The organism is Calidithermus terrae, from assembly GCF_003574345.1.
In the GTDB taxonomy this organism is placed as follows: domain Bacteria; phylum Deinococcota; class Deinococci; order Deinococcales; family Thermaceae; genus Calidithermus; species Calidithermus chliarophilus.
This window is the reverse complement of record NZ_QXDL01000006.1, coordinates 15,325-37,606: the sequence shown is the minus strand read 5'-3', so window position 1 is coordinate 37,606 and position 22,282 is coordinate 15,325. Positions and strand designations below refer to the sequence as shown.

Sequence of the window (22,282 nt, the reverse complement as noted above, 5' to 3'; positions counted from 1 at the left end):
CCACCAAAAGGAGGAACGATGCAACTAGGTTTCGTGAGCGCCATTCTCCCCGACCTCAGCCTCGAGGAAGTCCTGAAGTTCGCCGCCGAGCAGGGCTTCGACACCGTGGAGGTGATGTGCTGGCCCCGGGGCAAGGCCGAGCGGCGCTACGCGGGGGTCACCCACATCGACGTCAACGAACTCGGCGACGCGGAGGTGGAACGGATCCGGGGCCTGACCCAGAAACACGGCGTCTCGATCTCGGGGCTGGGCTACTACCCCAACCCCCTCGTCGCCGACGAGAAGGAGGCGGGCGTCTACCTCGAGCACGTCAAGAAGGTCATCAGCGCCGCGGCGAGGCTGGGCGTCGGGCGCATGAACACCTTCGTCGGGCGCGACCCCGCCCGCTCGCTGGCCGACAACTGGGCCCTCTTCGACGAGCGCTGGCCCGAGGTCATCAAGCACGCCGAGCGCGAGGGGGTGAGGGTGGGCATCGAGAACTGCCCCATGTACTTCACCACCGACGAGTGGCCCGGCGGCAAGAACCTGGCGGTGAGCCCGGCCATCTGGCGCGAGATGTTCAGCCGCATCCCCTCCGACCACTTCGGCCTCAACTACGACCCCAGCCACCTGGTCTGGCAGATGATGGACCCGGCCTGGCCGGTCCTGGAGTTCAAGGACAAGCTCTTCCACGTCCACGCCAAGGACGTGCGCCTCGAGCGCGACAAGCTGCGGCAGGTGGGCATCCTAGCGACGCCGCTGGAGTACCACACCCCCAAGCTGCCGGGGCTGGGCGACGTGAACTGGGGCGCGTTCTTCTCCGCCCTCACCGAGGCCCGCTACTCGGGGCCGGTGTGCATCGAGGTCGAGGACCGCGCCTACGAGGGCTCGCTCGACGACCGCAAGCGCTCGCTGGTGCAGGCCGGGCGCTTCCTGCGCAACTTCGTGATCTGAAGCCCAAGGAGCTTTAAATGCGAGAGATGACCGTAGAAACCCTCAGCTATGCCCAAGTAGCCAAGATGATCGACCACTCGCTGCTGCGCCCCGAGCTCACCCCCGCCGAGGTCGTGGCCGGCTGCGAGCTCGCGGCGAGGTACGAGGTGGCCTCGGTGTGCGTGAAGCCCTGCGACGTGGAGCTGGCGGCGCAGGTGCTAAAGGGCTCGAGCGTGCTCGTGGGCACCGTGGTGGGCTTCCCCCACGGCAGCCACGCCACCGCCACCAAGGTCTTCGAGGCCCGGCTGGCGATGGAGCAGGGCGCCGCCGAGCTCGACATGGTGCTCAACATCGGGCGCTTGCGCGGCGGCGAGGCCGGGTACGTGCTGGAGGACATCCGCGCGGTGGTGGAGGCGGCCAGGGCGGGCGGGGCGCTGGTCAAGGTGATCCTCGAGAACGCCTACCTCAGCGACGAGCAGAAGGTGCTGGGCTCGAGGATCACCGAAGAGGCCGGGGCCGACTTCGTCAAGACCTCCACCGGCTTCGCCCCCGGCGGCGCGACCCCCGAAGACCTCAGGCTCATGCGCTCGTCGGTGTCTCCCCGCGTGCAGGTCAAGGCGGCGGGCGGGGTGCGCACCCTCGACGCGCTGCTCGAGGTCATGAACCTGGGCGTGACCCGGGTGGGGGCCACCGCGACGCAGGCCATCCTCGAGGACTTCAAGGCCCGCAAGGCCGGGACCGCCCAGCCCGCCGAGAAGACCGGCTTGCAGAGCGGGTACTGAGCGGCTGGGGCCTACATCGCCGAGGGCTGCCCGGTCGAGGCCAGCACCCGCTGCCACAGCTCGCTCGAGGGGTCCATCCGGCGGCGCTGGCCGGTGACGAGCTCGAGCGGGACGTGGGTGAAGTGCTGGTTCCAGTAGCCCACCATCACGTTGGTGCGCCCGCTCATCCCCGCGTGCACGGCGTGCTGGCCCAGCGCCAGGCAGTACTCGGAGTCGAGGGCGTTGGCGGGCAGGCTGCGGATGGTGTAGCTGGGGTCGATGTACTTGACGGTGGCCTCGAGGCCCAGGCCGTCGAAGTGGCGCTCGACGGTGCCGCGCAGGAAGGCCCCCACGTCCTTGAGCTTGAGGTTGCCCGAGGCGTCGCGGGCCACCTCGCCGTCTATCCAGTCCTGGCCCGCGCCCTCGGCCAGGGCGATCACCGCGTGGTGGCGCTGGCGCAGCCGCTCCTCGAGCGCCCCCAGGAAGCCCTGAAGGCTCACCGGCACCTCCGGCACTAAGCAGAAGTTCACGTCGCTGTTGGCTAAGGTGGCGTGGGCGGTGATGAAGCCGCTGTGGCGGCCCATCAGCTTGACCAGCCCGATGCCGTTGAAGGCCCCCTTGGCCTCGACGTGGGCGGCCACCAGCGCCCGCGTGGCCTCCTCGACCGCGGTGGCGAAGCCGAAGCTGCGCTCGACCCAGTGCAGGTCGTTGTCGATGGTCTTGGGGATGCCCACCACGCTGATGGGCAGGCCGCGCCGCAGGATCTCCTTCGCCAGCGCCGTCGCGCCCCGCAGGGTGCCGTCGCCCCCGACGGTGAAGAGGACGCGCACGTTGAGCTCGAGCAGGGTCTGGAGCATGTCGTCCAGCTCTTGCGGGCCGCGCGAGGAGCCCAGCAGGGTGCCGCCCTGCTCGTGGATGGGCTCCACCACCGCCGGGGTGAGCAGCAAAGGCGCGATCCCCTGGCTCGCCGCCAGCCCGGCGTAGCCGTAGCGGAAGCCGTAGATGCGCTCGACGCCGTAGCTGTAGTGCAGCGTCAGCACCACCGCGCGGATCACGTCGTTGAGCCCGGGGCACAGCCCCCCGCAGGTCACGACGCCGCAGGCGATGCCCTTGGGGTCGAAGAAGACGCGCTCGCGCGGCCCGGCCTGCTCGAAGCTCGGGGGGAGCTGGCCCTGCCGGAGGTAGGGCTCGACCTCCCGCAGGGTCGAGCCCAGCAGCACCCGCGCCCCCTCGGGGACGAAGTGGTCCCGGCGGCCCAGCAGGGGGCTGGGGCGGGTGGCCTCGCCCAGCCGGAGGACCTGGGTGTTCTCGTCCATAGCTAAGGGCACTCTAACCCACGCCCCCGCGCGGCGGCAGGGACAAAGGGGCCGGACGGGCCCCCGCTCCCTGCACGGGCTCTGCCCGCCTCGACGCATCGGCCTTGCGTCACCCCCGAAAGCCTCAGGGCGCGCTCAGACCAGCCACAACCGGCTCGGCTGTACTGGAGGCTGAGCGGGAGGGCTCGAGCGGTATGGACGTACGGCGAGACCAGGCGATCCCCTCCGTCGCGGAGGCCATCCTCAAGGCGCTGCCCCTCCCCGCCCTCCTGCTGGGCGAGCGGGGCGAGGTGCTGGGGGCCAACCGCCTGTGGCAGCGGATGGGGGGGCAGGCCGAGCCCCCGGAACCGGGGGTGCTCGAGCCGGCCGTGCGGCGGGCGCTGCAGCAGGGCGAGCCGGTGCTGCTCGAACAGCCCCGCGTGCAGATCACCCCCCTCGAGGCCCCCGGCTTGGCCGTGGCGGTCTTCGCGGAAGCGCCCCAGCCCCTGTCCTGGCCCGGCGAGCGCTACGCCCGCGCCGAGCGGGCCGCCGGGGCCTTCGCCTACGCCTGGGAGCTGCCGGAGGGCCGCCTGCGCTACAGCCCCAACCTGCCGCAGGTCACCGGCTACGACCCCGAGGAGCTGCCGCCTGGCCCCGAGGGCTGGTACGCCCTGGTCCACCCCGACGACCTGGGGCCCGCGCGCGAGCGGCTCGAGGCGCGCGGGCCCTTCGCCCTGGAGTACCGCCTGCGGCACAAGGACGGCCGCTACCGCTGGCTGCTCGACCGCGGCGAGGTGCAGCGGGGGGCGGAGGGGCAGGCGCTGCGGGTGGTGGGGTACTGCCTGGACGTCAGCGCCGCCAAGGAGGCCCAGCAGTTCCTCGAGCGCACCCGCCGCCAGGTGATCCAGGTTCTCGACAGCGTGGGCGACGCTTTCTTCGTGCTCGACACCGCCTGGCGCTTCACCTACCTCAACCGCGCCGCCGAGCGCCTGCTGGGGCGCAAGTGCCCCCAGCTCATCGGCAAGAACCTGTGGGAGGAGTTCCCCCACCTGCGGCAGACCGCCATCTACCAGAACTTCCTCTGGGCCCGCGACTCGGGCGGCAGCGTGGCCTTCGAGGCGCTGTACATGCCGCTGCGCCGCTGGTTCGAGGTGCGGGCCTACCCCGACCCCCAGGGCCTGGCCGCCTACTTCCACGACATCCACGACCGCAAGGAGGCGGAGGAGGCCCTGCGCATCAGCGAGGAGCGCTACCGCGAGCTCTCGGAGAGCCAGAAGCGCTTCGTCAACGACGCCGCCCACGAGCTGCGCGCCCCCCTCACCGCCATCCAGGGCAACCTCGACCTGCTGGTGGAGTTCCCGCAGATGCCCGAGCAGGACCGGGCCGAGGCCCTGCGCGAGACGCACCGCGAGGCCCGGCGGCTGTCGCGGCTGGTCAACGACATGCTGGCCCTGGCGCGGGGCGACGCGGGCCGCACGGTGCACAAGCGCTGGGTGCGGCTGGAGGAGGTGGTAGCCTCGGCGTGGGCCAAGGCCCGCAGCCTGGCGAGGGGCCACCGCCTCGAGCTCGCCCCCGTCCCCCCGCTGGAGGTCCACGCCGACCCCGACCGCCTCGAGCAGCTCCTGCTCATCCTCCTGGACAACGCCCTCAAGTACACCCCCCCGCCGGGGCGGGTGCGGCTGGAGGTGGAGGCGGGGCAGGAGGTGCGCTTCCGGCTGACCGACGAGGGCATCGGCATCGCGCCGGAGGACCTGCCCCACGTCTTCGAGCGCTTCTGGCGGGCCGACCCCGCGCGCAGCCGCGACGCCGACGGCACCGGGCTGGGCCTGTCCATCGCCCGCTGGATCGTCCAGCAGCACGGCGGCAGCATCGCCGTCGAGAGCGAGCTGGGCCGGGGCACCACGGTGGTGGTGCACCTGCCCGTCGCCTGAGGCCGCCGGGCGACGCGGCCGATGGCCGGCTTTTGTGAGGCAGGCTCGAGTCGGCCGCCGCGCCCTGGTTTAGGCTTTGGGCGTAGTTTCGCCAGGTCGAATTCGGGGGTACATGCAGAGAATCCTTGTCATCGACGACGACCCCGCCGTCTGCTCATTCCTGAGGCGAGGCTTGGGTTACCAGGGCTTCGAGGTCGCCACGGCCGGCTCGGGCCCCGAGGGCCTGCGCGAGTTCGAGAGGCTGCGGCCCGCGCTGGTGATCCTCGACGTGATGATGCCGCAGATGGACGGCCTCGAGGTGCTGCGCGCCATCCGCCAGAAAGACCCCGCCTGCGCCGTGTTGCTCTTCAGCGGCAAGGACTCCGAGGAGAGCGTCGAGGAGGGCCTGGAGGCCGGGGCCAGCGACTACCTCATCAAGCCCGCCTCCTTCCACGAGATCGTCAGCCGGGTGCGGCGCCTGCTCAGCGGGGTGGGGCAGGGCCACCCCTGATGCCCGGGCTCAGGAGCTGCCCATGGGATGAAAAAAACAGGACGGGGCTTTGGGCCTCCGTCCTGCTCTGGTCGGGGTGGCGAGATTTGAACTCACGACCACACGCACCCCAAGCGTGTGCGCTACCAGGCTGCGCTACACCCCGTTTTGCTCTTTACGCGGCAGCCCTACGCTTGCCGCGCGCTCCATAGTTTAGCGACAAGGCCCCGAGTCGTCAACCTGCGGGCTGTCGCAGGCGTGGGGGGCGGGCTCGAGGCCGCCCTTTGGCAGGTGGGTCCTTGACCTATTGGCCTTTTGCCGCCATACTGCATAGGTTGGCTCCGAGGAGTGAGGTGCGAAGGGCACCCGCCCCGTATAGCCAGAAGCTCGTTTAGCTGCATTGCCCCTCGATGGTTGTTTTGACTTTCCGGGTGTGTGCGGTAGCGAGCTCGGAAAGGATCAAAGACCGATGGAGTTTTCTGCTTTCCCCCTCAAGGCCGAGGTGCTTGCCGCGCTGCAAGCCAAAGGTTTTTCCACCCCCACCCCCATCCAGGCCGCCGCGCTGCCGCTGGCGCTGGAGGGGCGCGACATCCTGGGCCAGGCCCGCACCGGCACCGGCAAGACGCTGGCCTTCGCCCTGCCCATCGCCAACCGCCTCGAGCCCGCCCGCGAGCGGGGCCGGGCCCCCCGGGCCTTCGTGCTGGCCCCCACCCGCGAGCTCGCGCTGCAGGTGGCGAAGGAGCTGGAGTGGATCGCCCGCGACCTGGCGGTCGTGACGGTCTACGGCGGCACCGGCTACGGCAAGCAGGCCGAGGCCCTCAAGCGCGGCTGCGACGTGGTCGTGGCTACGCCGGGCCGGGCCATCGACTACCTCGAGCAGGGCATCCTCGACCTCTCCAAGGTCCAGATCGCCGTGCTCGACGAGGCCGACGAGATGCTCTCCATGGGCTTCGAGGAGGACGTCGAGAAGCTGCTGCAGCACACCCCCGACGAGCGCCAGACCCTGCTGTTCTCGGCCACCGTGCCCGCCTGGGCCAAGCGCCTGGCCGACCGCTACCTCAAGAACTTCGTCCACGTCAACGTGATCAAGGACGAGCGGGTGAGCTACGAGGAGCTCGCGCTGCAAGCCCCCCTGCAGACCCGCCTCGCCACCCTCTCCGACCTGCTCTACGCCTACTCCCCCGAGCGCTCCATCGTCTTCACCCGCACCAAGGCCGAGGCCGACGAGGTGGCGCTGGGCCTGCAGGCCAGGGCCCTCCCCGCCGCCGCCATCCACGGCGACATGAGCCAGCGCGAGCGCGAGCTGGTGATGGGCCGCTTCCGCAGCGGCCAGGACACCGTGCTCGTAGCCACCGACGTGGCCGCGCGCGGCCTGGACATCCCCGAGGTGGACCTGGTGGTGCACTACCGCCTCCCCGAGCAGGCCGAGTCCTACCAGCACCGCTCCGGCCGCACCGGCCGCGCGGGGCGCTCGGGCCGGGTCATCATCCTCTACGGGCCGCGCGAGCGCCGCGACCTCGAGCAGCTCGAGCGCGAGGTGAGCCGGAAGTTCCGCCGCATCAACCCCCCCACCCCCGAGGAGGTGATGGAGGCCAAGTGGCGCGGCCTGCTCAACCGCCTCACCAGCCAGCCCGCCGCCGACCGGGCCCTGTGGCGCGAGTACGCCGCCCGCCTGGTGGCGGAGGGCGAGCTCGAGGCGGTGGCCGGGATGCTGGCGCTGCTGCTGGGCGGGGCCCCCGCCTCCAAGAGCCTGATCACCGGCGAGGAGGGGTTGGTGACGGTCAAGCTCACCGGCCCGCGCCTGTCGGTGCCCCGCGTGGTGGCGGTGCTGAAGAAGGCGGGCGCCGGGCGCATCGGGCGCATCCTGCTCACCGACAGCGCCGCCTACCTCGACCTGCCGGGGAACGAGCTCGAGGCCGTGCAGTCGCAGCTCACCGAGTTCCACCTCTCCCGCGCCCACGAGGTCCCGGCCGAGGCCGGCGCGGGCGCGCGCGAGGAGCGTTCGCGCGGGCGCTCCCCCGAAGGCCGTGAGCGCCGGCCCTTCGAGCGCCGCCGCCCGGTGGCGCGGTAGTTCGCCGGCCCTGACCCCTGGCCCGCACGCCGAACAGGCGTGCGGGCTTTCGTGTACCGCGCGCCCGATTGCCCGCCCCTGCCCCCGCGTGCTATGGTCCGGGGCAGGAGACCGAGCCATGAGGATGCTTCTGACCGCGATCGCCGTGGCCGGGATCGTGCTGAACCCGGGATCGGCCCAGAATTTCTCCCTGGCCCTGCGCCTCGACAGCCGCCCGCTGCTGGAGGCGGGGGAGCTGACCCTGCAGGGCAGCTACTACCTCGAGCTGCTCCCGGGGCTGGAGGCCGGGCTGCGGGCCCACGCCGGCCTGGGCCTCACGGCGGCCCCCGGCGGGGGCGGGAGGGGGAAGGGGAAAGGCCGGGGCAAGCCCGAGGACGGCTCGAGCCTGCCCGGCTTCGGCCTGAGCCCCTACCTCGAGTACGCCGCCCCCCTGCTCGACGGGCCCGCCCTGAACCTGGAGGGCTACGCGGGGGCCCGGGCCGACCTGAGCCTTTCCCCCCCCGGCTACGCCCTCGGCTTCAACCTGGCCCCTTACGCCGGGCTGGACTTAGGCTACGCGCTCGCCGACGGCTGGGAGCTCCTCGCCGGCCTGGAGGCGCGGCTGTACCTGCTGCCGGCGGAGGCCTACCTCTCGAGCTACCTCGAGGCCGACTTCTACGGCCTGGACCCGCTCACCCTCTACGCCGGCTACAGCCTCTACCTCGGCGCCGTGCTCGCGGGCGGCTCCTACCTGGGGCACGGGCCCTACCTGGGGGCGTTCTACCCGGTGCTCGAGGGCCTCAGCCTCCAGGGCGAGGCCGGCGGCGACGGGGCCTGGTACGCCTTCGTGCGCCTGCGGGTGCGGTTCTGAACCGGCCGCTCGCGAAATTCACGGGCTGCCCCAGGCTGCTACCCCGGCGCGGCCTCGCCGAGGTAGCCCGCCACCTTGTCGGCCGGCACCTGCCAGACCACGCTGGAGATGTAGGGCTTGAAGCCCAGCTCGTAGTTGATCTTGAGCATGGGGCCGTTGGAGTCGGCGTTGCCGGTGCGCACGAAGCGGGCGTGGGGCTGGCGCTGCAGGATGCGCTCCAGCATGGCCGCCTTGAGCCAGCGCCCCAGCCCCGCGCCCCGGTGCTCGGGCCGGACGCCGGTGGCCCCCTGGTGGATGACCTGCGGCCGGTTGGGGTGGCCGTAGACCTCGGTGTAGCCGGCCAGCCGGCCCCCGGGGTCGCGGGCGAAGTAGCTCCAGCGCCAGCCGCCCGAGGCGAAGGCCGAGCGCTCCTGGTGGCGCAGCAGCTCGGGGGTCATGGTGAAGTCCTCGACCTCGAGCCTGTCGCGCGGGGCGGTGTTCATGACGTTGACGAGGTCGGCGATGGCGGGGTAGTCGGCCTCGGGGTAGGGGCCCTCGACGAGCTCCAGGCGGTAGCCCAGGGCGCGCGCCCGGGCCTCCTCCTGCCAGCGCCGGACGAGCTCGCGGTCGAGGTGGGCGAGCTCGAGCTGGTTGGTGTGGGTCTCGAGCCCCCGCTCGGCCCCCAGCCGCTCCATGAAGGCCTCCCCCGCGGGGATGCGGCCGCTGGTGTTGGCGATCAGCAGGCGGCGCTGGTGCCGGCGGGCGGTTTCGAGCACCTGTGCCAGCAGCCGCCGGGCGATCCCCCGGCGGCGGAACTCCGGCAGCACGCGCACGTCGAAGCTCATGGCGTGCTTGTTCTCCTCGAGCTTGAGCACCTCCGCGCTGGCGGTGGCGACGACGCGCCCCCCTTCCCACAGCGCCCAGGTGGGCACCTCCACGACAGGGGGGATGCTCTGCCAGCTCCGGCGGCGCTCCTCGAGGGGGACGGGCGGGTCGTCGGGGAGGATCTCCGCGCGCAGCGTGTTGGCGAAGTCGGACAGCGCGGCGTACTCGGCCTCGCTGGCGTTGCGCAGGTCAATGCTTCGGATCTCGGCCTGGATGAGCACGTCCCACCTCCCGGGCAGTTTGGGTAAAATTGTAAACCCCAAATTTACATTTTGTCAAGACCTTTTTTATATTTACGGGATCCGCGCCGGGCGGCGCCGGTTGAGGATCAGCCACAGCCCCAGGGCCACCAGCAGCAGGGGCAGCAAGAACTTGACCAGGAGGCCCACCAGCGCGAACAGCCCGCCGATCAGCGAGCCCAGGATGCCGAACGCCAGACCCAGCACCGCCAGCACCAGCACGACCGGCAGGACGGCGACCCCCGCGACCAGGGCGACCGGCAAGGCCAGCAAAGCCAGCGCCAGCCCGATCACCGGCCCCAGCAGCCCGGTAGCCAGCAGCACCCCCAGAACCAGCAGGACCCACCCGAGTGCGTTCATGCCCTCACGGTAGCGGCTGGGCAGGGGAGGCTGGTGAGGAGGCTCACGTTTAAGCGGGCGGATCGCCGGGGCCTACGGGTTGTGGGCCTCGACGAACCACACGAACTTATCGACCTCGCGCGAGATCTCGGTGCACAGGTCGGCGGTGTCCTGGTCGCCGAGCTCGCCCGCCTGGTCGATGCCCTCGCGCACCAGCCTGCCGAAGGCGGCGAGGGAGCTCGAGAGCGCTTCGACGTGGTCGCTCCAGCGCAGGATGTCGAGCGGGTAGGCCGGCAGCGCGGAGCGGCCGGCGGCGACCTGCACCGTGCCCTCGGCGACGCCCCCGAGCTGCACGACGCGCTCGGCCAGCAGGTCGGCCCAGCCGTCCACCGCCTCGGCCACCCGGTCGAAGAGCTCGTGCAGGCCGATGAAGTTGGGGCCCTTGACGTTCCAGTGGGCCTGCTTGGCCTGCCAGTGCAGATCGACGGCGCTCGCCAGGTAGGGCGCGAGCAGGTTGACCACCGCGTGGCGCACGTCGGTGGGGAGGTCGTTGTGGGTGGGGTTGAGCCGGGCTTTTGCCGCGCTGCTCTTGCCGGTGTTGCCCTTCGCTCGCTTGATCGCCATGGCTGCCTCCTTGCTGACCTTACGGTAGGGCACGAGGGTGAAACCCGCGTGTAACCCTCGGCCCAATCGTGGCCCGGCCGGGGGCCGCCGGCGGCGATGAGGCCCTATAATGGTGGGGTTAACACAATTCACCGCGGGCGGGGACCGGCAGGCTGGGGGATTGCGATCATGGTCCATATTCTCAAGAGCGGGCTGGCGTTGGTCGGGGAGGGCGAGGCCACGGGGGAGATGGCGGAGGCGTTCGCCGAGATCAAGCGGGCGCTGCAGATCCCCTTCGTGCCCAATTCGATGCGGACGCTGGCGAATTCGCCCGCCGCGTTCAAGATCTACTGGGCCTTCTTGCGCGCGAGCCTCGAGCACTCCAGCCTGCCGCAGTCGCTGCAGTCCATCATCCTCTACGCCATCGCCGAGCGGCGCGACTGCGAGTACTGCAGCTCCTGGAACGAGCTCTCCTGCCGCACCCTGGGGATCGACGAGCAGACGCTGGCGGGGGTGGTGGAGGATTTGGGCAACGTCTCGCCCGAGCGGCTGCAGGCCATCTTGCAGTTCGCCATCAAGGCCTCCTTGTACCCCAAGGAGCTCTCGGCGGAGGACTACCAGCGCCTGCGCGAGGAGGGCCTGAGCGACGAGGAGATCGTGGAGATCGTCTTCATGGCGGCGGTCGCGGCCATGAACGACACCCTGGCCGACGCCCTCAAGATCGACGTGGACCCCCAGGTCACCCGGATGCTGGCGCATAGCAGGTAGCCATGGCCGACCCCCGCGACGCCCGTCACCTGCAGTCGGCCCGCTACGCCATGCTCTCGGAGGTGGTGCTGGCCATCGCCCAGACCACCGACCTGCCGGGGCTGCTCGAGCGGGTGGTCCGCCAGGTCAAGTGGGTGCTCGACTTCGAGCGCTGCACCCTGGCGCTGGCCGACCCCGACGGCCAGAGCTACCGCCTGCAGACGGTGCTCGAGGCCCGCCGCGCGGTCGCCCCGCTCGAGCTCGAGCGCGTGCCGTGGGGCCAGGACCTGCCCGGCGCGGTCATGCACAGCCGCCAACTGCGCGTCCTGCCGGACTTGCGCGCCGAGCGGGAGCGCTACGCCCCCTGGGCCGACGCCGCCTTGTGGGACGGCTCGCTCGCCAGCGCGCTCTCGCTGCCGCTGGAGGCCTACGGCAAGGTGCTGGGCGCGCTCACCTTCGCCACCGCCAGGCCGGAGGCCTACGGCGAAGAGGACCGCAAGGTCGCCCACACCGTCGCCACCCACCTGGCCCTGGCTATCGACCACCTCCAGCAGACCGAGCGGCTGAAGAAGGCCAACGAGGAGCTCGCCTGGCTGGCCTCCTTCCCCAGGCTCAACCCCGGGCCGGTGTTCGAGGTTGACCTCTCCGGCGACATCCTCTACCTCAACCCCGCCGCCGAGCGCATCTTCCCCGACTCGCCCCTCGAGCGCGGCCGGCACCCCTTCCTCGCCGACCTGCCCGCCGTGGACGCGGCGCTGGGGGAGAGCGGCCAGACCTCGGCGGTGCGCGAGGTGGCGGTGGGCGAGCGCTGGTACCACCAGATGTTCCGCCGCGTGCCGGGGCACGAGCGCCTGCGCTTCTACGTCGTCGATATCACCGAGCGCCGCCGCGACCAGGAGCGCCTGCAGCGGCAGAACGAGCTGCTGGCGGCCCTGCAGCGCACCGCCTTGGGCCTGATCCGGCGGCTCGACCTCGGCGAGCTGCTGCAGGACGTCGTCTCGCGGGCCAGCGAGCTGCTGTGGACGCCCCACGGCTTCGTGACGCTGCTCGAGCCCGGCGGCGGCCTCGAGCAGAAGGTGGGCACCGGCGTCTTTGCCGGAACCATCGGCCTGCGCTTCGCCCCGGGGGAGGGGGTGTCGGGGCAGGTGCTGGTGCAGGGGCAGCCCCTGGTGGTGCGCGACTTCGGCGCCTGGGACCACCGCAACCCCAGCTTCGACTACAGCCGCATCCGCTCGGCGGCGGTGGTGCCGCTGCACTCGGGCGAGCAGGTGGTGGGCACGCTGGGCATCGCCTACGGCAGCGACACCGAGCGCGAGATCGCGGGGGAGGACGTCGAGCTCCTCACCCGCTTCGCCGCGCTGGCCTCGCTGGCGCTGGACAACGCCCGCCTCTTCGCCGAGGTACAGCAGGCCAAGAACGCCGCCCTGGCCGCCAACGAGGCCAAGAGCGCCTTCCTGGCGACCATGAGCCACGAGATCCGCACCCCCATGAACGCCATCATCGGCATGACCGGCCTGCTGCTCGACACCGCGCTCACCCCCGAGCAGCGCGAGTACGCCGAGACCGTGCGCAACTCCAGCGAGTCGCTGCTGACGATCATCAACGACATCCTCGACTTCTCCAAGATCGAGGCCGACCGGCTGGAGCTCGAGCACCAGCCCTTCGACCTGCGCGAGTGCGTGGAGGGGGCGCTCGAGCTGCTGTCGGCCAAGGCCGCCGAGAAGGGCCTCGAGCTCGCCTACCTCGTCGCCCCGGGCACCCCGGAGGCCATCGTGGGCGACGTGACCCGGCTGCGCCAGATCCTGGTCAACCTGCTGAGCAACGCGGTAAAGTTCACCGAGCAGGGGGAGGTGGTGCTGAGCCTGGAGAGCACCCCGCTGGACGGCGGCCACGAGCTGCACTTCGCGGTGCGCGACACCGGGGTGGGCATCCCCCCGGGCCGCATGGACCGGCTGTTCCGCTCCTTCAGCCAGCTCGACGCCTCGACCACCCGGCGCTACGGGGGCACCGGGCTGGGGCTGGCCATCAGCAAGCGCCTGAGCGAGATGATGGGGGGGCGCATGTGGGTGGAGAGCGCGGGGGTGCCCGGCGAGGGCTCCACCTTCCACTTCACCGTGCGGGCCGAGGCCGCCCCCCCGGCCGCGCGGGCCTTCCTGCAGGGGGGGCCCCCTGAGCTGCGGGGCCGGCGGGTGCTGATCGTTGACGACAACGCCACCAACCGGCGCATCCTCGAGCAGCAGGCCGAGTCCTGGGGGATGCGCCACCGGGCGACCGCGCGGCCGCTGGAGGCCCTGGCCTGGGTGGCGCAGGGCGAGCCCTTCGACGTCGCCGTGCTGGACATGCAGATGCCGGAGATGGACGGCCTGGCCCTGGCCCAAAAGATCCGCGAGCTGCGCGACGCCGACGCGCTGCCCCTGGTGATGCTGACCTCGCTGGGCCGGCGGGAGATGGGGGAGGGGGAGGGGTTGTTCCGGGTCTTCCTGACCAAGCCGATCCGGCCCTCACAGCTCTTCGACGCGCTGGTGGGCGTGTTCGCCGAGCGGCCGCGGCCGCTGCCCGAGGCCGGGCGGGGGCCCTCGAGCTTCGACCCACAGATGGGCCGGAGGCTGCCCCTGCGCGTCCTGCTCGTCGAGGACAACGCCACCAACCAGAAGCTGGCCCTGCGGCTGCTGGAGCGCATGGGCTACCGCGCCGACGTGGCGGGCAACGGCCTCGAGGCGCTGCGGGCGCTGGAGCGGCAGCCCTACGACCTGGTGCTCATGGACGTGCAGATGCCGGAGATGGACGGCCTCGAGGCCACCCGGCTGGCCCGGCGTCGCTGGCCCGCCGCCCCCCTGTTCATCGTCGCCATGACCGCCAACGCCATGGAGGGCGACCGGGAGATGTGCCTGGCGGCGGGGATGGACGACTACCTGAGCAAGCCGATCCGGCCGGAGGCCCTCGTGGGCGTGCTGGAGAAGGCGGCGGCCCGCCTTCGGCCCGGGGGTTCTGCGGCCCCCGGCGGCGGGGGCCGGCTGGACCCGGCGGCCCTCGAGGAGCTGCGCGCCCTGGCGGGCGGGGACGGGGCCTTCCTGGCCGAGCTGGCCGAGACCTTCCTGCACGACGCCCCGGCGCTCATCCAGGGCCTCGAGCAGGCCCTGCGGGCCGGCGACGCCGCCGGGGTGCGGATGGCGGCCCACACCCTCAAGTCCAACGGCGCCCAGTTCGGCGCCCACGACCTGGCCGAGCTCTGCAAGGAGCTCGAGGGGCGGGGCAAGGCGGGGGTGCTGGAGGGGGCCGAGGCCCTGCTCGAGCGGGTGCGCGCCGAGCTCGAGCGGGTGCGGCCCGTCCTCGAGGCCCTGCGCGGGGGAGGCTGAGCCCCGGTGGAAGGCGAGCGCGGGCGCATCCTGGTGGTTGACGACAACCGGGTCAACCGCCTGACCCTGGCCCGCACCCTCGAGCAGCAGGGGCACGCCGTGGCCCTGGCCGAGGACGGCCGCCAGGCGCTCGAGCGGCTGGGCCAGGAGCCCTTCGACGCGGTGCTGCTCGACATCCTGATGCCCGAGATGGACGGCTACGCGGTGCTGGCGCGGATGAAGGACGACCCCGCGCTGCGGCACGTCCCGGTGATCGTCATCACCGCGCTCGACGAGGTGGACAGCGCGGTGCGCTGCATCGAGATGGGGGCCGAGGACTACCTCCCCAAGCCCTTCAACGCCGTCTTCCTGCGGGCGCGCCTGGAGGCCTCGCTGCGCCGCAAGAAGCTGCGCGACCTCGAGCAGGCCTACTTGCAGCAGGAGCTGATGCTGCGCCAGAGCGAGAAGCTGGCGACGCTGGGCAAGCTCTCCGCGGGCATCGCCCACGAGCTGGGCAACCCGGTCGCCGCCGCGCAGCGCGGGGCCGAGCAGCTCGAGCGGGCCCTGCGAGAGCACCTGGCCGCCTACTTAAAGCTCTGCGCCGCCCCGCTCGGCCCCGAACAGGTCGAGACCCTGCGGCGCCTGGCGGCCGAGCAGGAGGCCTGCCGCGAGCGGGTGGGCGCGCTCGACCCCCTGCGCCGCGGCGACCTCGAGGCCGAGCTCGAGCGCTGGCTGGAGGACGCGGGCCTCGAGCAGGCCTGGGAGGCGGCCCCGGTGCTGGTCTCGATGGGCTACGGCCCGGACGCGCTGGCGGGGCTGGCCGAGCGCTTCCCCGGGCATGTTCCGGCCCTGCTGGCCTGGCTCAGCAGCGGCTTCACCGTCTTCAGCGTGCTCGAGGAGATCGGCGAGGGGGCCCGGCGCGTCCACGCCATCGTGCGCGCGCTGAAGGCCTACACCTACATGGACCAGGCCCCGGTGCAGAACGTCGATGTCCACGAGGGGTTGGAGAACACCCTGGTCATGCTGCGCGCGCGGCTGAAGCACGGCGTCACCGTGCGCCGCGACTACGCCCCCGACCTGCCCGCCATCGAGGGCTACGGCGGCGAGCTCAACCAGCTCTGGACCAACCTCATCGACAACGCCGTCCAGGCCATGCGGGGCCAGGGCGAGCTCACCCTCGCCACCCGCCGCGACGGCGACGCGGTGGTGGTGGAGGTCACCGACACCGGCCCCGGCATCCCCCCCGAGATCCGGCCCAGGATCTTCGACCCCTTCTTCACCACCAAGGCCCCCGGCGAGGGGACCGGCCTGGGGCTGAGCATCAGCCACGGCATCGTCACCCAGCGGCACAAGGGGAGCATCACGGTGGAGTCCCGGCCCGGCCGCACCACCTTCCGCGTGCGCCTGCCGCTGCGCCTGGAGAGGGGCATGGATGAAGCCGCTGGATGAGCTGTTCCGCGAGGCGGGCGAGGCCCACCACCGGGCCTTCGCGCACGCCGGCGGCGACGACCCGCAGTGGCCGCGGTGGTACGCCGAGTACCTCCACCCCCGGCTGCAGGCCTACGCGCGCCGGCCGCTGGGCCGGGAGGAGCTGGCCGAGTGGCTGGCGAGGATGGGCCGGGAGGTGCAGGGCCCCGGCTGGCCCGCGCAGTACGCGCGGCGCTTTTCCGAGGAGTACGGGAGGGAATAGACCTCTGCGGGCGCGGGCCGGATACGGCTACCGGCGCCGGGTAAAGGAGTCCGGGCATGGTTGAAGAACCCCTGAGCCACAAGCGGCCGGCCAAGCCGGTCGTCCTGGCTATTGACGACGAGCCCGCCGTGCTGGGCGCGGTCGAGCGGGACCTGCGGCGCCGCTACCGCGAGTACCGGGTGATGGGGGCCGGGGGCGGCGCGGAGGCCCTCGAGGCCCTGCGGCGGCTCAAGCAGCGCGGCGTCCCGGTGGCGCTGCTGCTGGCCGACCAGCGCATGCCGCGGATGACGGGGACGGAGTTCTTGGCCCAGGCCATGGGGCTCTACCCCGACGCCCGCAAGGTGCTGCTCACCGCCTACGCCGACACCGAGGCCGCCATCACCAGCATCAACCGCATCGGCCTGGACTACTACCTCATGAAGCCCTGGGACCCGCCCGAGCAGCACCTCTACCCGGTCCTCGACGACCTGCTCGAGGAGTGGGCCCAGAGCGTCCCGCCCCCCTACGAGGGGATCCGGGTGGTGGGCACGCTGTGGTCGGCGTCGAGCCACCAGGTGCGCGACTTCCTGGCCCGCAACCGCGTCCCCTACCGCTGGCTCGACCTCGAGCACGACCCCGAGGCCCTGCGGCTGCTCTCCACGCTGGGCGGGCCCAGCCCGCGGCTGCCGGTGGTCTGGTTCCCCGACGGCAGCAGCCTCGAGGCCCCCGCCCCGCGCGCGCTGGCCGAGAAGATCGGCATGCAGACCCAGGCCAGCCAGCCCTTCTACGACCTCGTCATCGTGGGGGGCGGGCCGGCCGGGCTGGGGGCGGCGGTCTACGCCTCCTCGGAGGGCCTGCGCACGCTGGTCGTGGAAAAGGAGGCCCTGGGCGGGCAGGCCGGCACCAGCAGCCGCATCGAGAACTACCTGGGCTTCCCCAAGGGCCTCTCCGGGGTCGAGCTCGCCCGCCGGGCCGAGGCCCAGGCCCGGCGCTTCGGCACCGAGATCCTCACCCCCCGCGAGGTCGGGCGGGTGCGGGCGGAGGGCTCCTACCGCTTCCTCGAGCTCGACGACGGCGGCGAGCTGAGCTGCCGCGCCGTGCTCATCGCCACCGGGGCCACCGCCCAGCGCCTGGAGGCCCCCGGGGTCGAGCGCCTGACCGGGGCCGGGGTCTACTACGGGGCCGCCGTGACCGAGGCGGCGCTCTACCGGGACCGGGAGGTCTTCGTCGTCGGCGGGGCCAACTCGGCCGGCCAGGGGGCGATCTTCCTCGCCGGCTACGCCCGCAGGGTGACGATGCTGGTGCGGGCCGAGGCGCTGGAGCGCGGCATGTCGCAGTACCTCGTGGACCAGATCCGCGCCCAGCCCAACATCGAGGTGTGCACCCGCGCCGTCGTCGCCGGGGTCGAGGGGGAGGAGCACCTCGAGGCCGTCGTGGTGCGCGAGCTCGACGGCGGGTCAAGCCAGACGCTGCCCGCGGCCGCCCTGTTCTTGTTCATCGGCGCACTCCCCCACACCCGCATGCTCGCCGGCCTGGTCGAGCTCAACGCCGCCGGCTTCGTCCTCACCGGCCCCGAACTGCTGCGCGAGGGCCGGCGCCCTAGGGGCTGGACCCTCAAGCGCGACCCCTTCCTGCTCGAGACCAGCGTCCCCGGCATCTTCGCCGCCGGCGACGTGCGCCAGGGCGCCGTCCGCCGCGTGGCCTCCGCCGTGGGCGAGGGCGGGGTGACCGTGGGCCTGGTGCACCAGTACCTCAAGACGGTGTGAGGGGGAAGCGGTCAGCCCTCAGCCGTCAGCTCGTGCCTCGTGGTGGGCCCCTCCCCAACCCTCCCCGCGCGCGGGGAAGGTTTATCCCCCCTAAACCCCCCTTGCTAAGGGGGGAACCAGGCGTCTTGCGTCTTGCGTACGACGTACGACGCAGGACGTACGACGCCGGACGCAGGGTGTACAACCCGCGTCCGGCGCTTGGCTATCGGCTATCGGCGTTCAGCGTCCCACCCATCACGCCCCGCCCAGGTTCGGCTTGATCTTCGGCACGATGCGCGGGGTGTCCTTTTCCTCCTGGTCCTTGGGCGGCTCGTTGGGGGTGGGCTCCTCGAGGGGCAGGCCCTGGACCACGCGCTCGAACTGCTCGGCGTTGAGGGTCTCGTAGTCGAGGAGGGCCTTGGTCACGCGCTCGAGCACCTCCCGGCGCTCGCGCAGGAGCTCGATCACCTTCTCGTGCTGCTCCTCGAGCAGCCCCTTCACCGCCTCGTCGATGCGGCGGGCGGTCTCCTCGGAGTACTGGCGCACGTCGTAGCCGCCCAGGTAGGTGTCCTCGCGCACCTGGTAGGCCACGGGGCCGAAGTCCTTGTGCATGCCCCACTCGGTGATCATGCGGCGGGCCAAGTCGGTGGCCTGGCGGAAGTCGTTCTCGGCGCCGGTGGTCACGTCCTCGAAGACCAGCTCCTCGGCGGCGCGGCCGCCCAGGGCCACGGCGATCTGGTCGGTGAGGCGCTTCTTGCTCCAGTGCAGGATGTCCTCGCGGCGGGGCATGGCGAAGCCCAGCGCCCGCCCGCGCGGGACGATGGTGACCTTGTGGGGCGGGTCGGCGTGCTCGAGGTAGTACATCGCCAGGGCGTGCCCGGCCTCGTGGTAGGCGGTGATCTCGCGGTCGCGCTGGGTGAGCACCATGCTCTTCTTGGCCGGGCCCATCACCACGCGGTCGGCGGCCTCCTCGAGGTCTTTCATGGTGATCTTCTTGCGGCCCTCGCGCGCGGCGAGCAGCGCGGCCTCGTTGAGGAGGTTCTCGAGGTCGGCCCCCACAAAGCCGGGCGTGCGGCGGGCCAGCAGGGCCAGGTCCACGTCCTCGGCCATGGGCTTGCCCTTGGCGTGGATGCGCAGGATCTGCTCACGGCCCCGCACGTCGGGGGCGTCGATGGCTACCTGGCGGTCGAAGCGGCCCGGGCGCAGCAGCGCGGGGTCGAGCACGTCGGGGCGGTTGGTCGCGGCCATGATGATGATGGAGGAGTCCTTCTCGAAGCCGTCGAGCTCGACGAGGAGCTGGTTGAGCGTCTGCTCGCGCTCGTCGTTGCCCCCGCCCACGCCGCCGCCGCGCTTGCGGCCGACGGCGTCGATCTCGTCGATGAAGATGATGCACGGCGCGTGGCGCTTGGCGGTCTCGAAGAGGTCGCGCACGCGGGCGGCGCCCACGCCCACGAACATCTCCACGAAGTCGGAGCCGGAGGCGGTGATGAAGGGTACCTTGGCCTCACCCGCCACCGCGCGGGCGATGTGGGTCTTGCCCGAGCCGGGCGGCCCCACCAGCAGCACGCCCTTGGGGATGCGCGCGCCCATCTCGTGGAAGCGGCCGGGGTTCTTGAGGAACTCCACGATCTCCTTCAGCTCCTCCTTGGCCTCGTCGCAGCCCGCCACGTCGCGGAAGGTGGTCTTGGGGGCCTCGGTGAGCACCTTGGCGCGGCTTTTGGTGAAGCTGAAGGCGTTGTCGCCGGAGGGGCCGCGGTTGCGCGAGAAGTAGTAGATGGCCGCGAAGGCCAGGCCCACCAGCAGGATGGGCAGCAAAAAGCCCAGGAAGGGGTTCTCCCTGGGGGGCGGGGCCACGTCCACGGCGATGCCCTGGGCGCGCCACTTCTCGAGGTCGGCGTTGGTGACGGGGGCGCTCGAGCTGGTGATGAACTTCTCGTCGTCGGTGTACTTGCCGCTGATGCGGGTGCCCCCGCTCTGCACCACGATCTCCTTGACACGGTCGTTCTGAACGGCGTCCAGGAAGGCTCCGTAACCGATCTGGCCCTGCGGGGTTTGGTTGCCGGTCAAGCTGAATGCCCAAGCAATCAAAATGGCTGCGATGAGCACGAACCAAAGGTTGAAGGGCAGTCGGTTCATGTAGGATCCTCTCTCCTAAGTGTTTATAGGGTACATCGCGCGGGGGGGACAAAGGTAGCCAAACACACGCAAAACGCCCTCTGGAACGTTGAGCTGCCTTTCATGCAACCCATGCTGCGCCGGCTGGCTTAAGGCCACCTTAGGCCCAGCTTTTGCGTCGTGGAAGCGGCAATTCCCGGCGCTGAATTTCTGAGAATCGCGGGGGAGCGCGCCGGTAGGGGCTTCAACCCGGCGACGGACCAAAACCCGTGCCCGCCCGCTCGAGCGACCAACCTTGATATAACCACGCTCAAGTCTATTGACATTAGCACCTCGTAAAGCTAGTCTTAAGGCTAGTGAGCTAGCCTCAGTTGCTCCACAGCTAGTGGGTTGAGGATAGCGACGCAGAGGCGGGGCGTGCGTGCCCCAGACGCGAACTGAAGAGGTGACGGCAATGGCTAAAGCAGTGGGAATCGACCTGGGGACCACCAACAGCGTGATCGCCATCATGGAGGGCGACAAGCCCGTGGTCCTGGAGAACACCGAAGGCAACCGCACCACCCCCAGCGTGGTGGCGTTCAAGGGCAGCGAGACGCTGGTGGGCCAGATGGCCCGCCGCCAGGCCGCGCTCAACCCCGAGGGCACCGTCTTCGAGATCAAGCGCTTCATCGGGCGGCGCTGGGACGAGGTGACCGAGGAGGCCAAGCGCGTGCCCTACAAGGTGCAGCAGGGCCCCGACGGCGGCGTGCGCGTGGACATCGGGGGCAAGCTCTACACCCCCGAAGAGGTCAGCGCCATGATCCTGCGCAAGCTCGTGGACGACGCCTCCAAGAAGCTGGGCGAGCGCGTGACCAAGGCGGTCATCACCGTGCCCGCCTACTTCAACAACGCCCAGCGCGAGGCCACCGCCAACGCCGGCAAGATCGCGGGCCTCGAGGTGCTGCGCATCATCAACGAGCCCACCGCCGCCGCGCTGGCCTACGGCCTGGACAAGAAGGGCAACGAGACCGTGCTGGTCTTCGACCTCGGCGGGGGCACCTTCGACGTGACGATCCTCGAGATCGGCGAGGGCGTCTTCGAGGTCAAGGCCACCGCCGGCGACACCCACCTAGGCGGCTCCGACTTCGACCAGGCCATCGTGAGCTGGCTGGTCGAGGAGTTCAAGAAGGAGTCGGGCGGGGTGGACCTGCGCGGCGACCGCCAGGCCCTGCAGCGCCTGATCGAGGCCGCCGAGAAGGCCAAGATCGAGCTCTCGGGCACCCCCGAGACCACCATCAGCCTGCCCTTCATCGGCCTCGACCCCGTCACCAAGACCCCCATCCACCTCGAGAAGAAGCTCACCCGCGCCAAGTTCGAGGAGCTCATCGCCCACCTGCTCAAGCGGGTGCGCCAGCCGGTGGAGCAGGCCCTCAAGGACGCCGGGCTCTCGCCCAGCCAGATCGACGAGGTGCTGCTCGTGGGCGGCTCGACCCGCGTGCCGGCGGTGGCCCAGATCGTCAAGGAGATGCTGGGCAAGGAGCCCAACCGCTCGGTCAACCCCGACGAGGTGGTGGCCCTGGGCGCGGCGGTGCAGGCGGGCGTGCTCACCGGGCAGGTCGAGGACGTGGTGCTGCTCGACGTGACCCCGCTGTCGCTGGCGGTGGAGACCAAGGGCGGCGTGGCCACCGTGCTCATCCCGCGCAACACCACCGTGCCCACCCGCAAGAGCGAGATCTTCACCACCGCCGAGCATAACCAGCCGGCCGTGGAGATCCACATCCTCCAGGGCGAGCGCCCCATGGCCGCCGACAACAAGAGCCTGGGCAAGTTCCGCCTCGAGGGCATCCCGCCCATGATGGCCGGCATGCCCCAGATCGAGGTCACCTTCGACATCGACGCCAACGGCATCCTGCACGCCACCGCCCGCGAGAAGTCCACGGGCAAGGAAGCCAGCATCACCATCCAGAACACCACCACCCTCTCCGAGGCCGAGATCGAGCGCATGGTCAAGGAGGCCGAGGCCAACGCCGAGGCCGACCGCAAGCGCAAGGAGCACGCCGAGATCAAGAACCAGCTCGACACCGCGCGCATCCAGGCCGAGCGGCTGATGGGCGAGAAGGAGAGCACCCCCGAGGCCAAGAGCCGCCTCGAGGCCGCCGTGACCAAGGCCAAGGAGCTCGTCGAGCGCGACGCCCCCGACGCCGAGCTCTCCTCCGCGCTGCAAGAGCTCGCCAACGCCCTGCAGGCCTACGAGCAGGGCTCCACGGCCGGCGCGACCGCCGGCGGCCAGGGCGGCCCGGCCAACAAGCCCGACGACGTGATCGACGCCGACTACAAGCCCGCCGACTAACCACCGAC

General features: G+C 71.3%; 17 protein-coding genes and 1 tRNA gene. 12 read left to right on the top strand and 6 right to left on the bottom strand.

What is annotated here, in order from left to right; translation table 11 throughout:
• The first annotated feature begins 18 nt into the window (after nucleotides 1-18).
• The gene (locus tag Mterra_RS01605) at nucleotides 19-933 is read left to right on the top strand and encodes a sugar phosphate isomerase/epimerase family protein (protein ID WP_119313566.1); all 915 of its coding nucleotides are present in this window, start codon (nucleotides 19-21) and stop codon (nucleotides 931-933) included.
• Nucleotides 934-950: 17 nt separating this feature from the next.
• The gene (gene deoC / locus Mterra_RS01600; RefSeq protein WP_119313565.1) at nucleotides 951-1,694 is read left to right on the top strand and encodes a deoxyribose-phosphate aldolase; all 744 of its coding nucleotides are present in this window, start codon (nucleotides 951-953) and stop codon (nucleotides 1,692-1,694) included.
• An 11-nt stretch (nucleotides 1,695-1,705) separates the two neighbouring features.
• Here deoC and Mterra_RS01595 read toward each other — a convergent pair whose 3' ends face one another.
• The gene (locus tag Mterra_RS01595; RefSeq protein WP_119313564.1) at nucleotides 1,706-2,989 is read right to left on the bottom strand and encodes an ATP-dependent 6-phosphofructokinase; all 1,284 of its coding nucleotides are present in this window, start codon (nucleotides 2,987-2,989) and stop codon (nucleotides 1,706-1,708) included.
• A 194-nt stretch (nucleotides 2,990-3,183) separates the two neighbouring features.
• Here Mterra_RS01595 and Mterra_RS01590 point away from each other — a divergent pair, with 194 nt between their 5' ends.
• Entirely contained in the window at nucleotides 3,184-4,899 is a 1,716-nt protein-coding gene (locus tag Mterra_RS01590) for a sensor histidine kinase (protein ID WP_119313563.1), read from the top strand.
• A 112-nt stretch (nucleotides 4,900-5,011) separates the two neighbouring features.
• A complete protein-coding gene (locus tag Mterra_RS01585; RefSeq protein ID WP_119313562.1) occupies nucleotides 5,012-5,389 on the top strand; it encodes a response regulator transcription factor in 378 nt (125 codons plus the stop codon).
• A 68-nt stretch (nucleotides 5,390-5,457) separates the two neighbouring features.
• Here Mterra_RS01585 and Mterra_RS01580 read toward each other — a convergent pair.
• Nucleotides 5,458-5,534 (bottom strand) — tRNA-Pro (locus tag Mterra_RS01580).
• Nucleotides 5,535-5,837: 303 nt separating this feature from the next.
• On the opposite strand from Mterra_RS01580, the gene Mterra_RS01575 reads away from it, so the two are divergent.
• A complete protein-coding gene (locus Mterra_RS01575) occupies nucleotides 5,838-7,439 on the top strand; it encodes a DEAD/DEAH box helicase (protein ID WP_119313561.1) in 1,602 nt (533 codons plus the stop codon).
• A 118-nt stretch (nucleotides 7,440-7,557) separates the two neighbouring features.
• Entirely contained in the window at nucleotides 7,558-8,289 is a 732-nt protein-coding gene (locus Mterra_RS01570; protein WP_147372496.1) for a hypothetical protein, read from the top strand.
• A 38-nt stretch (nucleotides 8,290-8,327) separates the two neighbouring features.
• Here the strand turns inward: Mterra_RS01570 and Mterra_RS01565 are convergent, their stop codons facing one another.
• The 3 genes from Mterra_RS01565 to dps all read right to left on the bottom strand — a co-directional run bounded on the left by Mterra_RS01565 (nucleotide 8,328) and on the right by dps (nucleotide 10,355).
• Nucleotides 8,328-9,374 (bottom strand): GNAT family N-acetyltransferase, encoded by a 1,047-nt coding sequence (locus Mterra_RS01565; RefSeq protein ID WP_170159513.1) that lies wholly within the window; start codon nucleotides 9,372-9,374, stop codon nucleotides 8,328-8,330.
• 72 nt (nucleotides 9,375-9,446) lie between these two features.
• A complete protein-coding gene (locus Mterra_RS01560) occupies nucleotides 9,447-9,752 on the bottom strand; it encodes a hypothetical protein (RefSeq protein WP_119313558.1) in 306 nt (101 codons plus the stop codon).
• Between the two features lie 72 nt (nucleotides 9,753-9,824).
• Nucleotides 9,825-10,355 carry a DNA starvation/stationary phase protection protein Dps gene (dps, locus tag Mterra_RS01555; protein WP_119313572.1) on the bottom strand — a complete coding sequence of 177 codons (531 nt, stop codon included), beginning with the start codon at nucleotides 10,353-10,355 and terminating at the stop codon, nucleotides 9,825-9,827.
• 168 nt (nucleotides 10,356-10,523) lie between these two features.
• Here dps and Mterra_RS01550 point away from each other — a divergent pair, with 168 nt between their 5' ends.
• The 5 genes from Mterra_RS01550 to Mterra_RS01530 are packed head-to-tail and all read left to right on the top strand — an operon-like array spanning nucleotide 10,524 to nucleotide 17,851.
• Complete coding sequence (locus tag Mterra_RS01550) at nucleotides 10,524-11,102, top strand: carboxymuconolactone decarboxylase family protein (protein ID WP_147372495.1); 579 nt, start codon at nucleotides 10,524-10,526, stop codon at nucleotides 11,100-11,102.
• Between the two features lie 2 nt (nucleotides 11,103-11,104).
• Nucleotides 11,105-14,437 carry a response regulator gene (locus Mterra_RS01545; RefSeq protein ID WP_119313556.1) on the top strand — a complete coding sequence of 1,111 codons (3,333 nt, stop codon included), beginning with the start codon at nucleotides 11,105-11,107 and terminating at the stop codon, nucleotides 14,435-14,437.
• 6 nt (nucleotides 14,438-14,443) lie between these two features.
• Nucleotides 14,444-15,865: a sensor histidine kinase gene (locus tag Mterra_RS01540; protein WP_119313555.1), complete on the top strand. Its 1,422-nt coding sequence runs from the start codon at nucleotides 14,444-14,446 to the stop codon at nucleotides 15,863-15,865.
• On the top strand, nucleotides 15,849-16,106 hold the full coding sequence (locus tag Mterra_RS01535; RefSeq protein ID WP_119313554.1) for a hypothetical protein: 258 nt from the start codon (nucleotides 15,849-15,851) through the stop codon (nucleotides 16,104-16,106). The genes Mterra_RS01540 and Mterra_RS01535 overlap by 17 nt, the downstream gene beginning before the upstream one ends.
• Nucleotides 16,107-16,162: 56 nt before the next feature.
• A complete protein-coding gene (locus Mterra_RS01530) occupies nucleotides 16,163-17,851 on the top strand; it encodes an FAD-dependent oxidoreductase (protein ID WP_119313553.1) in 1,689 nt (562 codons plus the stop codon).
• A gap of 234 nt (nucleotides 17,852-18,085) precedes the next feature.
• On the opposite strand, the gene ftsH is transcribed toward Mterra_RS01530, so the two are convergent.
• Nucleotides 18,086-19,966: an ATP-dependent zinc metalloprotease FtsH gene (ftsH, locus tag Mterra_RS01525; RefSeq protein WP_119313552.1), complete on the bottom strand. Its 1,881-nt coding sequence runs from the start codon at nucleotides 19,964-19,966 to the stop codon at nucleotides 18,086-18,088.
• A gap of 433 nt (nucleotides 19,967-20,399) precedes the next feature.
• Between ftsH and dnaK the strand changes: the two genes are divergently transcribed.
• On the top strand, nucleotides 20,400-22,274 hold the full coding sequence (gene dnaK / locus Mterra_RS01520) for a molecular chaperone DnaK (protein WP_119313551.1): 1,875 nt from the start codon (nucleotides 20,400-20,402) through the stop codon (nucleotides 22,272-22,274).
• Nucleotides 22,275-22,282 lie beyond the last annotated feature (8 nt).

Excerpts from the sequence above, each read along its gene's own strand:
- Mterra_RS01605 (WP_119313566.1), top strand. The coding sequence starts at position 19 with ATGCAACTAGGTTTCGTGAGCGCCATTCTCCCCGACCTCAGCCTCGAG.
- deoC (WP_119313565.1), top strand. The coding sequence starts at position 951 with ATGCGAGAGATGACCGTAGAAACCCTCAGCTATGCCCAAGTAGCCAAG.
- Mterra_RS01595 (WP_119313564.1), bottom strand. The coding sequence starts at position 2,989 with ATGGACGAGAACACCCAGGTCCTCCGGCTGGGCGAGGCCACCCGCCCC.
- Mterra_RS01590 (WP_119313563.1), top strand. The coding sequence starts at position 3,184 with ATGGACGTACGGCGAGACCAGGCGATCCCCTCCGTCGCGGAGGCCATC.
- Mterra_RS01585 (WP_119313562.1), top strand. The coding sequence starts at position 5,012 with ATGCAGAGAATCCTTGTCATCGACGACGACCCCGCCGTCTGCTCATTC.
- Mterra_RS01575 (WP_119313561.1), top strand. The coding sequence starts at position 5,838 with ATGGAGTTTTCTGCTTTCCCCCTCAAGGCCGAGGTGCTTGCCGCGCTG.
- Mterra_RS01570 (WP_147372496.1), top strand. The coding sequence starts at position 7,558 with ATGAGGATGCTTCTGACCGCGATCGCCGTGGCCGGGATCGTGCTGAAC.
- Mterra_RS01560 (WP_119313558.1), bottom strand. The coding sequence starts at position 9,752 with ATGAACGCACTCGGGTGGGTCCTGCTGGTTCTGGGGGTGCTGCTGGCT.
- dps (WP_119313572.1), bottom strand. The coding sequence starts at position 10,355 with ATGGCGATCAAGCGAGCGAAGGGCAACACCGGCAAGAGCAGCGCGGCA.
- Mterra_RS01550 (WP_147372495.1), top strand. The coding sequence starts at position 10,524 with ATGGTCCATATTCTCAAGAGCGGGCTGGCGTTGGTCGGGGAGGGCGAG.
- Mterra_RS01545 (WP_119313556.1), top strand. The coding sequence starts at position 11,105 with ATGGCCGACCCCCGCGACGCCCGTCACCTGCAGTCGGCCCGCTACGCC.
- Mterra_RS01535 (WP_119313554.1), top strand. The coding sequence starts at position 15,849 with ATGAAGCCGCTGGATGAGCTGTTCCGCGAGGCGGGCGAGGCCCACCAC.
- Mterra_RS01530 (WP_119313553.1), top strand. The coding sequence starts at position 16,163 with ATGGTTGAAGAACCCCTGAGCCACAAGCGGCCGGCCAAGCCGGTCGTC.
- ftsH (WP_119313552.1), bottom strand. The coding sequence starts at position 19,966 with ATGAACCGACTGCCCTTCAACCTTTGGTTCGTGCTCATCGCAGCCATT.
- dnaK (WP_119313551.1), top strand. The coding sequence starts at position 20,400 with ATGGCTAAAGCAGTGGGAATCGACCTGGGGACCACCAACAGCGTGATC.